Source organism: Arthrobacter paludis (genome assembly GCF_056782315.1).
The window spans coordinates 190,390-202,332 of sequence record NZ_JBXAEW010000004.1; the positions used below are offsets into that span (position 1 = coordinate 190,390).

The 11,943-nt window shown below is 74.8% G+C and carries 10 protein-coding genes and 1 pseudogene; 4 read left to right on the forward strand and 7 right to left on the reverse strand.

The window, feature by feature from the left end:
* Positions 1–6: 6 nt before the first annotated feature.
* Positions 7–717, reverse strand: coding sequence for a haloacid dehalogenase type II (locus AC1Q5D_RS05015; RefSeq protein WP_481737471.1), 711 nt, complete (start codon positions 715–717; stop codon positions 7–9).
* Positions 718–799: 82 nt separating this feature from the next.
* Complete coding sequence (locus AC1Q5D_RS05020; RefSeq protein ID WP_481737472.1) at positions 800–1,645, reverse strand: alpha/beta fold hydrolase; 846 nt, start codon at positions 1,643–1,645, stop codon at positions 800–802.
* Positions 1,646–1,823: 178 nt separating this feature from the next.
* On the opposite strand from AC1Q5D_RS05020, the gene AC1Q5D_RS05025 reads away from it, so the two are divergent.
* Positions 1,824–3,407, forward strand: coding sequence for a phospholipase D-like domain-containing protein (locus AC1Q5D_RS05025; protein ID WP_481737473.1), 1,584 nt, complete (start codon positions 1,824–1,826; stop codon positions 3,405–3,407).
* 60 nt (positions 3,408–3,467) lie between these two features.
* The gene (locus tag AC1Q5D_RS05030; protein ID WP_481737474.1) at positions 3,468–3,824 is read left to right on the forward strand and encodes a YrhK family protein; all 357 of its coding nucleotides are present in this window, start codon (positions 3,468–3,470) and stop codon (positions 3,822–3,824) included.
* Here AC1Q5D_RS05030 and AC1Q5D_RS05035 read toward each other — a convergent pair.
* Positions 3,794–5,461, reverse strand: coding sequence for an Nramp family divalent metal transporter (locus AC1Q5D_RS05035; RefSeq protein ID WP_481737475.1), 1,668 nt, complete (start codon positions 5,459–5,461; stop codon positions 3,794–3,796). The two genes, AC1Q5D_RS05030 and AC1Q5D_RS05035, sit on opposite strands and share 31 nt — an antisense overlap.
* Positions 5,462–5,598: 137 nt before the next feature.
* Between AC1Q5D_RS05035 and AC1Q5D_RS05040 the strand changes: the two genes are divergently transcribed.
* Positions 5,599–6,732 carry a PQQ-dependent sugar dehydrogenase gene (locus tag AC1Q5D_RS05040; protein ID WP_481737476.1) on the forward strand — a complete coding sequence of 378 codons (1,134 nt, stop codon included), beginning with the start codon at positions 5,599–5,601 and terminating at the stop codon, positions 6,730–6,732.
* A gap of 55 nt (positions 6,733–6,787) precedes the next feature.
* Here the strand turns inward: AC1Q5D_RS05040 and AC1Q5D_RS05045 are convergent, their stop codons facing one another.
* The gene (locus AC1Q5D_RS05045; protein WP_481737477.1) at positions 6,788–7,195 is read right to left on the reverse strand and encodes a DUF302 domain-containing protein; all 408 of its coding nucleotides are present in this window, start codon (positions 7,193–7,195) and stop codon (positions 6,788–6,790) included.
* Between the two features lie 143 nt (positions 7,196–7,338).
* Positions 7,339–7,611, reverse strand: a pseudogene (locus AC1Q5D_RS05050) (MmcQ/YjbR family DNA-binding protein); the annotation flags it as partial.
* Positions 7,612–8,017: 406 nt separating this feature from the next.
* Between AC1Q5D_RS05050 and AC1Q5D_RS05055 the strand changes: the two are divergent.
* Complete coding sequence (locus AC1Q5D_RS05055) at positions 8,018–10,003, forward strand: HNH endonuclease (RefSeq protein WP_481737478.1); 1,986 nt, start codon at positions 8,018–8,020, stop codon at positions 10,001–10,003.
* Between the two features lie 66 nt (positions 10,004–10,069).
* On the opposite strand, the gene AC1Q5D_RS05060 is transcribed toward AC1Q5D_RS05055, so the two are convergent.
* Entirely contained in the window at positions 10,070–10,723 is a 654-nt protein-coding gene (locus tag AC1Q5D_RS05060; RefSeq protein ID WP_481737479.1) for a dihydrofolate reductase family protein, read from the reverse strand.
* 127 nt (positions 10,724–10,850) lie between these two features.
* Positions 10,851–11,876 (reverse strand): zinc-dependent alcohol dehydrogenase family protein, encoded by a 1,026-nt coding sequence (locus AC1Q5D_RS05065; RefSeq protein WP_481737480.1) that lies wholly within the window; start codon positions 11,874–11,876, stop codon positions 10,851–10,853.
* Positions 11,877–11,943 lie beyond the last annotated feature (67 nt).

Consider the following 11,943-nt stretch of genomic DNA (forward strand, 5'->3'; position numbering starts at 1 on the left):
CGCGCTTCAGCGGCGGGGGGCGGTGCCCAGGGCGCCGGCGAGTTCGCGCAGGTCGCCGACCTCGAGGTCGGCCCGCGTGAAGTGGCCGGGGTAGCGGGCAGCGTCCCGGCGGACCCAGGCGGTGCGCAGCCCGGCCCGGGCGGCGCCGTCGACGTCCCACGGGTGGACTGCCACGAGCAGGGCCTCCTCCGGGCGCACGCCGCACGCGCGCGTGCCGTAGTCGTAGGCGGCGCGCGCCGGCTTCCACGCGGGGGCCTGCTCGACGGACAGGACGGACTCGAACAGCCCGCGCAGCCCGGCCCGCTGCAGCAGGCCCTCGGCGGCGGAGCCGTTGCTGAGCGTCGCGAGCCGGTGCCCGTCCGCGTGCAGGGCGGCCAGGCCGTCGGGCGCGTCCGGGTGGACGCCGAGGGAGCCGAAGGCCCCCATGATGCGCTCGACGGCCGGCTCGGCCTCCGCGGCGGGGACGGCGCCCGCCAGCAGGGTCCGCAGCGAGTCGGCGGCCAGGTCCGTGAAGCGCGGGTTCGTTCCGGCGGCCGTGAGCGCGAAGCCGTCCCGGAGGATCCCGGCGAACCACAGCGGGGCCGCGTGCTCGGGCAGGCCGGCGGCCGCGAAGGCCGGACCGAGCGGGGACAGGTCGGAGAGGGTCTCGTTGACGTCGAAGACGACGACCCGGGGTGTCTGGTCCAGGGGCACGGGGGACTCCAAGCGTTGGGGCATGGCTGGTGCGTGAACGGTAGCGGGCGGCGGGCGAGGGCCACGGCGGGGGTCCGGGCCGGGCGGCGGTCCGCCCGCCGTGGCCTCAGGGGCCCTGTGGGGGCTCCCCGGCCAGGTGCCCGAGCATGGCGGCGGCGACGTCGTGCGGGGAGTCCTCGGTGGGGATGTGCTTGCCGCCGACCTCGGTCAGGCCGCTGTTCGGGATCTCGCGGACGTATCGCCGCGCGAACTCGATCCTCTGGAACTCGTCGTCGACGCCCCACACGAGCCGGGTGGGGACCGCCGCGTCCCGGAGGGCCGGCACCAGGTCGAGGGTGTAGCGGGGGTCGGCCGCCGCGGCCATGGCCATCCACGACCTGGCCTTGGCCGGGTCCCACCAGGGCGAGGCGTAGTCCTCGGTCTCGCCCTCCGTCAGCTCCCGGGCCACGGCGCGTTGCATCGACGCGGTGCGGGCGCGCCAGAGGTCCTCCGGGCTGGTTGCGGACCGGACTTCGGGGTCGCGGAACCTCTCGACGGCCGGGACCGGCCAGGAGTCGAACATGACCGAGTTGACCAGGACCATCCGCTCCACGCGGCCGCTGTGGGCGGCCACGTGCTGGGCGACGCCCCCGCCGATGTCGTGGCCGGCCAGGGCGAAGCGGTCCAGGCCCAGCGCGTCGGCGGCGGTCAGCACCGTGGCGGCGAGCGCGGGCACGGAGGCGTCCCCTACCCCCAGCTCTCCGCCGCTGCGCCCGAAGCCGGGGAAGTCGAGGGCCAGGCAGCGGAAGCGCCGGCCCAGCGCCGGCAGGACGGGCTGCCAGACGCGGCTCCAGAAGGTGCCGTGGAGCAGGACGAGGGGCGGGGCGCCGGGGCTTCCCGCGGCGAGGTAGGACAGCGGGGTGCCGCCCACCTCGACCGCGTGCCGCTGCACGGACGGGGCGGTGGGGTTCATGCTTCTCCTTGAACGGAAGGGACGCGGGGCTTGCGGTTCAGGGCCACGAGCGCTCCAACGTCGGGGACGCGGCCGGTCCCTGCACGGTAGCCGAGGGTGCGGGGGACCTCCAGAGCGCCCGGTCGGCCGGGCCCGCCGCCCCTTCGCCCGCAGGGGCCGCGCCCCTAGAGTGGGGCCGGTGGACATTCCCCGCCTGGTCGTCGAGAACATCCCGACCTGGCTGGCGCTCGTCCTCCTGGGCGTGAACACGGCGATCGGGCTCGTCGCGCTCGGGACCGTCCCCCACGGCCGGCGGCCCGCGGCCGGCTGGGCCTGGCTCGTCGTGATCGTCGCCTTCCCCGTGCTGGGGGTCCTCGCCTACCTGCTGCTCGGGCGGGCGGAGCTGCCCGCCGAGCGGACGCGGCGGCAGCGCGCCGCGCCGTCGCTCGTGGCCGACGACGGCGCGCCGGGCCGGGGCTGCAGGGCGGACGACGGCGGCGCACCCGCCGCCGGCGGCCCAGACGTGGACGGAACCCCGGACGAGGAGGGCGCCCCGGACCCGGACGGCACCCCGGAAGCGCGCGAGGGCGGCCGCGCCGGGCAGGCGCCGCGCTGGGTGGGCGACGCCGTCGACCTCAACGACTCGAACGGCGCCTTCCCGCTCGTGGGCGGGAACGGCATCGGGATCCTGGACGACTACGCCGGCTCCCTCGCGGCGATGGCCCGGGAGATCGACGCGGCGCGGGAGACGGTCCACGCGGAGTTCTACATCGCCGCCGCGGACGCGACGACCGAGCCGGTCGTCGCCGCCCTGGAGCGGGCGCACCGCCGCGGCGTCGCGGTGCGCGTGCTCGTCGACCACCTGGGGTCCCGCGGCTTCCCCGGGCACCGGCGGTTCCTGCGCCGGCTGGACGCGGAGGGCATCCCGTGGCGGCTGATGCTGCCCGTGCGCCCGTGGCGGGGCCAGTACCAGCGGCCGGACCTGCGCAACCACCGCAAGATCCTCGCCATCGACGGCCGCGTCGCCTTCGCCGGGTCGCAGAACCTCATCGACCGCAGCTACAACAAGGCCCGCAACCGGCGGCGCGGCCTGCAGTGGAAGGGGCTGATGCTGCGGATCGAGGGCCCGGCCGCCGCCCACCTGGACGCGCTGTTTTCCGCGGACTGGTGGTGCGAGGCCGGCGACCCGCCGGCCAGCGCGCCGGTCCGGCCGGCGGCGCCGCGGGCGGGCGGGGTGCCCTGCCAGCTGCTGCCCAGCGGCCCGGCCGGCGAGCAGGAGTCCAGCCTGCAGCTGTTCACGCACCTCTTCGCCAGCGCCGCGCGCCGGATCACCGTCTGCACCCCGTACTACGTCCCCGACGACTCCATGGAGACCGCCCTGCGCACCGCAGTGCGGCGCGGCGTCGAGGTGGTCATGCTGCTCGGCGAGACGTCCAGCCACCGGGTGACGCACCACGCCCAGCGCTCCTACTACGAGGAGCTGCTGCGCTCGGGCGTCAGGGTCTTCCTGTACCCGGCGCCGTGGGTGCTGCACGCGAAGTTCGTGGTGGCCGACGGCGAGGCCGCCGTCGTCGGGTCCTCCAACATGGACCTGCGCTCCTTCGCGCTGAACCACGAGCTCAACCTGCTGATCCCGGACCGCGGCGTCGCCCGGCGGCTCGAGCGGGTCGCCGACGGCTACCGGGAGGCGAGCGCCGAGCTGGGGCTGGGGGAGTGGCTGGCCCGGCCGCGCCGCGAGCGGTACCTCGACAACGCCGGCCGCCTCACCTCGGCCCTGCAATAGCCGGGCGCCGGCCCGGCCGGCGCCCCGAGACACCATGCCCGCAACGACAGGAGGACCAACATGCGACTGTTCGACCCCCGCGACCGGAAGGACACGGCGCACGAGGCGCGCGTGTACGCGACGTTCGAGGTGCTGCACACGATCGCCGATTTCCTGGCCGCCGGCCTGTTCGTCGTCGGCAGCGTCCTGTTCTTCAGCGAGTCCACGCAGACCCTGGGCACGTGGTGCTTCCTCGCCGGGTCCATCTGCTTCGCGCTCAAGCCGAGCCTGCGGCTGGCCCGGGAGGTGCGCCTGGCCGCCCTGCGCGACGTGGACCGGCTCGCCGCCAAGGCGCCCGAGGCGCCGGAGTCCCTGGCCGCCCCGGGCGGCGAGGGGCCGGAGGCCGGTCAGGTGCCGAGCACCAGGTCCACGAAGTAGACGACGGCGAAGAGCGTGTAGAACAGGCCGGCGAGGCCCAGCAGCCCTGTCTGCACCGCGCCCGGGCGCAGGTCCCGGGGGAGCTGGCGGTTGACGGCCAAGATGCCCCAGGCGATCAGCGGCGTGTGGATGGCCGCGATCGTGCCCGACGCGGACATGATCACCACCGGGTCGCGGACGGTAACGATGGCGGCCGCGGGGACCAGGCCCGTCACCGTGGCGGCGAACAGCAGCTTCAGGGCGCGCCGTTCGCCCATGCCGTCCGGCCGCTTCCCCAGCAGCCGCCACAGCCACGCCGGCTGGCGCCGCCGGCCCTGCCGGGCCGCGCCGCGGCTCAGGAGCAGCGTCAGGTCGGCAAAGGACCGGGACCATCCGTCCTGGTTGGCCAGGACGCTGCCACCGAGGGCGACGAGGATCGCAGCGAGCATCACCCAGCGCCCGAAGCTGCCCCAGACCTCGGAGAGCAGGCGCGTGAGCTGGGAGGCGACGTCGGTGCCGGAGGGGACGATCCCGGCCGGCGCCAGCAGCTCCGCGCCCAGCACCAGGAAACCGGTGATCGTTGCCCCTCCGGTCACCACCCCGAGGGCCGCCGTGATGGCCAGGTTTCGTTGCCAGGCGGCGATCCGGACGTGGGCGCCGCCGTCGTCGCCGGGCCGGTCGCCGTCGTCGCCGGCCCGGTCGCCGTCGTCGCCGTGAGGGCCGCCGTCGTCCCCGTCCGCGGGCGTGCCGCCGGCGTCGGCGAGCCCGCCACCGAAGCCGCGCCGCGCCGTCCAGTAGGAGAACCAGATGATGCCCATGGACCCGGCGAGGATCGTCCCGATCCACGGCAGGACGAAGGCCACGTCAACATTGGCCGGCACGGACGGGACGAGCCCGGCGGCGGCACCGGCGTCGGGCGTGAAGACGGTCGCGGCCGCGGTCAGCACGACCGCGACCAGGAGCAGCGCCAGCACCAGGGCCGTGCGCGAGACCGCGACATAGCCGCCCAGGATGACGACGGCGGCGGCGGCGCCGAGCACGACCAGGCCCCAGAGGACCGTGCCGCCCGGCAGTGCACTGGCGACGGCGCTGCCAACGAGCGCGGACAGCCCGCCCACGCCGGCCACAGCCGCGACGAGCTGCGGGACGAAGATCGCCCAAAGTGCCCAGTTCCGCGGCCCGGGCAGCCGCGCGAAGCCGTCGAGCAGCGTCCGGCCGGTGGCCACCGTGTACCGGCCGGCCTCGCTGATCATCGCCCACATCAGCAGGGCCACGCACCACAGGAGCCACAGGAAGGAGTACCCGTACTCGGAGGCGATGCGGGGGGTGAACAGGACGGAGCCCGAGCCGACGGCGGACATGGCCCACAGCAGGCTTGGTCCCCACCAACGCAGCCGTGCCCATCCAGTGGGTGGCGCGGGCACGCTGTCCCGGATGGTCTTCGCCAGGGTTCGGGGCTCGGTGTCGCGGGGATCGAGTGGTGGCATCGCCGCCCACCGTAGTGGCGCCGGGCGGGGCTGTGAATGGGGCACTGAGGACAAGCGCCCGCAGCCCTGCGACAAAGCCGGGCCGTGAAGCCCGGCTACACGACGACGGCCTGGGTCACCAGCACGCAACGGACGGTGGGCTAGCCGAGCGGGGCGGCCACGAAGCACCATTCCCCGGCACACCGCCCGGCCTGCCGCCCAGAAGCAGTAGGGAACGCCGTTCACCCTGTGCCGGCGCCTCGTCGTCGTGGGCGGCCGGGACCGGCCAACGACTCCCCGGCCGCGCGGTTCCGGCGTACCGTCGAAGCATGACCAGCCGCCGGCGCCTTTCGGCCCCCGCCGCCGCGTTGTTCGCGGCACTGTTGCTCTCGTCCTGCGCGGGCGGGCAGGACGGGCCGGCGCCGCCGTCGTCGTCCGCGCCGACCGCCACGGACGCGACCGCCAGCGCCACGAGCGCAACCGCCAGCGCCCCCGCCACAACCGCCCGCCCGGCCGAGCCGGCGGTCGTCGCCACCGGGCTCGACGCGCCGTGGTCGATCGCGTTCCTCGGCGACACGCCCCTGGTCAGCGAGCGCGACAGCGCCGACATCCTCGAGCTGGGGGACGACGGCGGCGCCCGCGTCGTCGGGACCGTCCCCGGCGTCGAGGGCTCCGGCGAGGGCGGACTGCTGGGGCTGGCCGTGGGCGGGGGCGGCGACCTCTACGCCTACTCCACCGGCGCGGACGGCAACCGGATCCAGCGGTTCGAGCTGCTCGGGCAGCCCGGTTCCCTGCGGCTCGGGGAGGCGGAGACGATCCTGGACGGGATCCCCGCGGCCGGCGTCCACAATGGCGGGCGCCTCGCGTTCGGGCCGGACGGGATGCTGTACGCGACGGCCGGGGACGCCGGGAACCCGGAAACCGCCCAGGACACCGCCTCGCTGGCCGGCAAGATCCTCCGCCTGGCCCCGGACGGCTCGGTGCCCGGGGACAACCCGTTCCCCGGCTCGCCCGTCTACAGCTACGGGCACCGCAACCCGCAGGGCATCGCCTGGACGGAGGACGGGACGATGTACGCCAGCGAGTTCGGGCAGAACACGTGGGACGAGCTGAACGTGATCGAGGCCGGCGCGAACTACGGCTGGCCGGAGGTCGAGGGCATCGGCGGGGGCGGGGACTTCACCGACCCCGTGCAGCAGTGGCGGCCGGCGGAGGCGAGCCCGAGCGGCATCACGGTCCTCGGGGACGCCCTGTACATCGCGAACCTGCGCGGCCAGGTCCTGCGGCGCGTGCCGCTCGCCGACCACGGGACCTCCACCGAGCTGTTCGAGGGCGAGTACGGGCGCCTGCGCGACGCCGTCGCCGCCCCCGACGGCACGCTGTGGGTGCTGACCAACAACACGGACGGGCGCGGGGACCCCGGGCCGGACGACGACCGGATCCTCAGCGTCGACGCGCGCTGACGCGGCGCGGCGCGGGGTCGTGCCCGGCGGCGGGGCGACGGCGGCGCCTGGCGTCTCAGCCGCGCACCGCCTCCAGCGCCGCCCTCAGGCGCGCGTCGGCGTCCTCGGCTAGGTCGCGGACGGCCGGCGCGCCGCTGAGCTGGACCATCGTCCGCGGGTCGATAGTCTCGACGGTCGTCTCCTGCGCGTCCGTGGCCCTACGGACGACGACGTTGCACGGCAGGAGCGCGCCGAGCTCGGGCTCGGCACCCAGGCCGCGCTGGGCCAGCTGCGGGTTGCAGGCGCCGAGGATGATGTAGTCCCCGACGGCGTCACCCGCGTCCTGGCCGAGCTTCTGCGTGAACGTCGCCCGGACGTCGATCTCGGTGAGCACCCCGAAACCCTGGTCGGCCAGGGCGCTCCGGGTGCGCTCGACGGCCTCGGCCCAGGACAGCGGCGTCGTGGTGCTGTGGGTGTAGGACATCGGGCTCTCCTCCTGGTCGTGGGTGCGGCCAAGGTACCGCCTCGCGAGGGGGTGCGGAAGGCCCGGACGGCGCCGTCGGACTCCGTGCGAGACCGGGGGAGCCGGGCTACCCGCCCCGGAACGGGCCGGCGATCGTACGACTCGTCGAGCAGCTCCGTGAGCTCCCCGGGCCCGATGCGCTCCAGACGTACCAGGACCAGCCTGGGCGAGCGCTCGTGGTGCGGCGTCCAGTAGTAGGTGTCGGGTTCGGTGGCGGCCAGGGCCTCGCGCTCGTCGGTCTTGACCGTGAGGACCCCGTCCTCCCAGATCCGGGCCATGAGCGTCTTGGCGAACCACGCGGGCCGGCCCCAGCTGGGGCGCTCGACGACGCCCGGGAACGCGAGGCACGCCTCGCGGACCTGCTGTTCGGTGACCATGCCCCCAGCGTGGCACCGGGGGAGCGGCGAGCCAAGGGGACGGCGGCCGACGGGCCCCTGGTCCCGACAAGGCGGAAGCCCCGGCCATCACCCTGTGGCCGGGGCTTCCTATTCACTCGCACCTTGAGGAAGGTGTCTACGACATTACGGAGCCCACCTTGGCGGCGGCTGGGTATCAGGTGGACGTTCGCCTAACCACCGCCTGGGTGGAGATCGGGCTCTGGCCAAGCCGCAGCCCGTTCCCTCGCAACGCTCGCTCCGCTTTCCCAGACCGGCGGTCTGGCTCGGCCTCTTGGGGTAACCGCGGCCCGGCGCGGTGTTCGCCGTCCGTCCGGCCCATGCAAGTTTTTCTTCGTGCTGGGTCCCGTGCTCCAATCTGTCGGACCCGGTTTGTAGCGTGGGTCACATGGACGGGATCTGTGCGGGCGGCGACGCCACGGAGGACGTGGCCGCGGAGGAGCGGCGCGAGCTGCTGGCCGGTGTCCTGCGGCAGTCGCAGGAGCGGGCCGCGCAAGGCCGCGCGGTCGCGGATGCCCGGGCCGGGCTGGTGGGCGGTTTCCCGGGCCCGGCCGCCCCGTCGGGGCGGCGCATGGACTCCGTAGGGTTGTCCGTGGTGGCGGCGGACGTGGCCGCGATGGGTGGCCGGCCGGTCGTGCCCGAGGGCGTGGAGCCGGTCGGGTCCGCGACCGGGGAGGAGGTCGAGCTCGTGCGGGAACTGCGGGAACTGGACAAGGTGGCGTGCGCGGTGGCCGCCGCCAAGGCCAAGTCTGCCGCCCGGCTCGAGGCCGTGGTCCGCGACCGCCACGCCCGCGAGGGCCTCCCTTCCGGGAAGCAGGGGGCCGGGGTGGCCCGGCAGGCCGCACTGGCCCTGCAGTGCTCCCCGGACGCGGCCAAGCGGCAGCTCGGCGTGGGCCGGGTCCTGGTGGTCGAGATGCCCCACACCCTGGCCGCCCTGGAGGCCGGGCGGATCAGCCCGCGGGCCGCCGAGGCCCTGGTCCGGGAGACCATGTGCCTCACCGTCGGGGACCGGGCCCGGGTGGACGAGGAGTTGTGCGCGGACCCGTCCGTGCTGGAGGGGCTCGGGGAGCGGCAGGTCGCCGGCAGGGCCAAGGCCGCCGCCCTCGAGTTGGACCCCTCCGCGGCGGTGCGCCGGGCCTCGAAGGCGGAGCAGGACCGGCACGTGGGGTGCCGTCCGGCCCCGGACACCATGGCCTGGTTCTCGGCCCTGCTGCCGGCGACGGCCGGGATCGCCGTCCTCAGGTCCCTCGCCGAGGCCGCCGACGCGGCCCGGGCCGCCCGCGACGGACGCTCGCGGGGCCAGGTCATGGCCGACACCCTCGTCGAACGCGTCACCGGCGGCACCACCAAGGTCCCGGCCCGGATCGAGCTCCAGCTCGTGATGACCGACCGGGCCCTCATCCAGGGCGACACCGAACCGGCCCGCCTGCCCGGCTACGGGACCGTGCCCGCCCAAACCGCACGCGACCTCATCCGCAACGCCCTCGCCCAACAAGGCGCGGGCGGCGGATCCCGGGGCGCCGGGCCTGGAATGAGACCCGAGCCCGGGTTCGAGGGGACCAGTGCGCCCACCGCCGGTTCCGGACCGGGATCCGGCCCGCCCGGCCCCGGAACAGGCGACGGGGCCTGCCCAACGGACGCCGGCGGCGGACCAAGCAGCGTCGGCGGCGGTGCCGGCAGCACCGGCACGAGACGCACGCCAGGGCCCGAGGGGACCAGTGCGCCCTCATCCGGCGCCGATCAGGACTTGGAGCCGGGGTTCGCGGCCGGGCTCGTGGCCCTGCGCCGGCTCTACACGGCGCCGGGTACGGGCCAGCTCGTGGGGCTCGAATCGCGGTCCCGGGCGTTCCCGGCCGGGTTGGCGAGGTTCATCGCCCTGCGCGACGGGACCTGCGCGACCCCCTGGTGCGACGCCCCGATCCGGCACACCGACCACATCCTGCCCTGGGCCGCCGGCGGGACCACCAGCGCCGGGAACGGGCAGGGCCTGTGCGAGGCGTGCAACTACGCCAAGGAGGCCCCCGGCCACGGCGCCGCCGTCGTCGAGGACGCCTCTCGGCACACCACCGTCGCCACCACCCCCACCGGCGACAGCCACACCAAACGGGCCCCGGCCCTGCCCGGCACCCCCATCGGCGGACTGGAACTCGTCCGCCCGGGCGACCGCGGCTGGGACCCGGCCGACCCCGCCATCGCCGCGGCCCTCGGCCTGGCCGGGCCGGCTGGCAGCGCAAGTGGCGGCCCCGGCCGGTCCGGCCCGTCGCCGGCAGGCAACGCCGGCACAGGCGGGGACGCCGCGGCCACGGGCACCGGCGACGAATGGGTCACCCTCCGCATCCCGATCCGCCGCCACGCCGACAAACCCGCCGCGTGAGTTGATGCCAGCCGAGGGCCCGACACAGGTAATGGGCCGTGGCCGGCCGTCCGCCGGCCGCGGAATTCAGTTCTGATCGACGGGCCCCTGGACGTCGTAGCGCAGCCAGACGCTGCCGTCCTCGAGCGGCCGGACGCCTTTCAGGGAGAAGGCGATCGGCACGGGCGTGGAGTACTTCCCGTGGGCCTCGAACAGCAAGTTGGTGTGGTTCTCTCCGTCCGCGGTCGGCATCAGGACCAGACTGATCTCGTCGCACAGGCCGTCCCGGACCATCGACCAGTTCAGGGTCCCGCCGCCGCCGAGGATCAGCTCGTCCACGTCGAAGGTCTCCCCGATCCGGCGGACCGCCGCCATGTCCAGCTCGTCCTGACCAGCGATGAGGTAGGAGACGCCGACGGACCTCAAATGTGCCTTGAAGGCGTCGCTGGCCGTGGCCGGGATCAGCTCGACGATGTGGGCATCGACATCGAAGTAGCTGAAGGAGCTCCGGTCCCAGGCGAGGTTCGCGGAGCCGTCGACGGCGAAGTAGTACATCCCCGCGTCGGCATCGGCGATGAAGTCGCCGGCGGGGACGGGGTCGGACGGTTCGGGAAGATCGCGCTCGGGCGCGCCGCCCATGAGCGCCCGGCTCGTCCCGGTGCCGCTGATCCACCCGCGGTGTCCGGTGTAGAAGCGGTCCTGGCCGAGGAACAGGTCGAAGTACAGCCTCTGGGAGCGCATCCCCACCGGGGTGGGTTGGCGATCCCGTCGATCTTCCCATTGAGCAGGGTGTGCATGTGGCAGATGATCTTGGGGCGGGGCATGGTTCTCCTTCTCTCGCGGCTGTCGTCGGCTGCGGTGGCCTCGCCTACAGCGTGAGCAGCACCTTCGTGGCCCGGCGCTCGTCCATGGCCCGGTACGCCTCGGCCGCGTCCTCGAGCGGGAGCGTGAGGTCGAAGACCTTGCCCGGGTCGATCGTGCGGTCCCAGATCAGCCGGATCAACTCCGGCAGGTAGCGGCGCACGGGGGCGGGGCCGCCGTGGAGGTGGACCTGGGCGAAGAACACCTCGTCCATCGGCAGCGTGACGCCCTCGTGGGCGACGCCGACGAACCCGATATGGCCGCCCGGGCGGGTGGAGCGCACCGCCTGGAGGAAGGACTCCTCCGTGCCGACCGCCTCGATCACGCTGTGGGCGCCGAGCCCGCCGGTGAGCTCCTTGACCTTCGCCGCGCCCGCGTCGCCGCGCTCCTCGACGATGTCCGTGGCCCCGAACTCCCGGGCCAGCGCCTGCCGGTCGGCGTGGCGGGACATGGCGATGATCCGCTCCGCGCCGAGCTGCTTCGCGGCGAGCACCCCCATCAGGCCGACGGCGCCGTCGCCCACCACCGCGACCGTCTTGCCCGCCCCAACCTCGGCGGCCTCCGCCGCGAACCACCCGGTGCCGAGCACGTCGGAGGCGGCCAGCAGGGAGGGGATCAGGTCCGGGTCGGGCTGGCCGGGCGTTGCCACGAGCGTCCCGTCGGCGTGCGGGATGCGGGCCTTCTGCGCCTGGGTGCCGATCGTGACGGAGACGAACTCGCCGTTGACGCAGCGCGACGGGTAGCCGGCCCGGCAGATCTCGCAGGTGCCGTCGGAGATGACGAAGGAGCCGACGACGAAGTCGCCGGGCTTGACGGTCTTGACGTCGCTGCCGACCTCCTCGACGACGCCGACATACTCGTGGCCCATCGGCGTCGCGTCGACCGGCTCGACGCCGCGGTACGGCCACAGGTCCGAGCCGCAGACGCAGGTCGCGGCGAAGCGCACCACTGCGTCCGTGGGTTCGATGATCCTGGGGTCCTCGCGCTCTCCGACGCGGACCTCTCCGGGGGCGTCCATGATCACACCACGCATGGCATCTCTCCTTCATCCAGTCACGACTTGCCGACCCCATCAGACCACCCGGGGACCCCGCGGTGGG

What these genes read in the sequence shown, in the direction of transcription:
- AC1Q5D_RS05015 (WP_481737471.1), bottom strand. Translation starts at nt 717, where the DNA reads ATGCCCCAACGCTTGGAGTCCCCCGTGCCCCTGGACCAGACACCCCGG.
- AC1Q5D_RS05020 (WP_481737472.1), bottom strand. Translation starts at nt 1,645, where the DNA reads ATGAACCCCACCGCCCCGTCCGTGCAGCGGCACGCGGTCGAGGTGGGC.
- AC1Q5D_RS05030 (WP_481737474.1), top strand. Translation starts at nt 3,468, where the DNA reads ATGCGACTGTTCGACCCCCGCGACCGGAAGGACACGGCGCACGAGGCG.
- AC1Q5D_RS05035 (WP_481737475.1), bottom strand. Translation starts at nt 5,461, where the DNA reads ATGGTGCTTCGTGGCCGCCCCGCTCGGCTAGCCCACCGTCCGTTGCGT.
- AC1Q5D_RS05040 (WP_481737476.1), top strand. Translation starts at nt 5,599, where the DNA reads ATGACCAGCCGCCGGCGCCTTTCGGCCCCCGCCGCCGCGTTGTTCGCG.
- AC1Q5D_RS05045 (WP_481737477.1), bottom strand. Translation starts at nt 7,195, where the DNA reads ATGTCCTACACCCACAGCACCACGACGCCGCTGTCCTGGGCCGAGGCC.
- AC1Q5D_RS05055 (WP_481737478.1), top strand. Translation starts at nt 8,018, where the DNA reads ATGGACGGGATCTGTGCGGGCGGCGACGCCACGGAGGACGTGGCCGCG.
- AC1Q5D_RS05060 (WP_481737479.1), bottom strand. Translation starts at nt 10,723, where the DNA reads ATGCGCTCCCAGAGGCTGTACTTCGACCTGTTCCTCGGCCAGGACCGC.
- AC1Q5D_RS05065 (WP_481737480.1), bottom strand. Translation starts at nt 11,876, where the DNA reads ATGCGTGGTGTGATCATGGACGCCCCCGGAGAGGTCCGCGTCGGAGAG.